Source organism: Micrococcus sp. GbtcB5, from assembly GCF_019091605.1.
GTDB classification, from domain to species: domain Bacteria; phylum Actinomycetota; class Actinomycetes; order Actinomycetales; family Micrococcaceae; genus Micrococcus; species Micrococcus luteus.
The window spans coordinates 1-230 of sequence record NZ_JAGXJK010000596.1 but is presented as its reverse complement, the minus strand read 5'-3'; the positions used below and the strand labels follow the sequence as shown (position 1 = coordinate 230).

The window sequence follows — 230 nt, the reverse complement described above, 5'->3', positions numbered from 1 at the left end:
GGCGAGCCCACCTGGCGCAACCTCGTCAGGGAGGAGACGTCCAAGGTCGCCGAGACGCTGTACGAGTTCCGCGGCCGCCACCGCTACAACATGATGGACGACAACCTCCGCGCCCTGTACGCGGTCGTCCCCGTCATCGCCCAGTGGGACGACCACGAGACGACCAACAACTGGTGGCCGGGTGAGGTCCTCGATGACCCGCGCTACACCCAGGTCCGTGACGTGGACAC

At 67.0% G+C, this 230-nt stretch carries 1 protein-coding gene; it reads left to right on the top strand.

The window, feature by feature from the left end; translation table 11 throughout:
- Positions 1-230, top strand: a 230-nt coding sequence (locus KVS67_RS13640; protein WP_217565605.1) for an alkaline phosphatase D family protein, incomplete at both ends; no start/stop codon positions are given.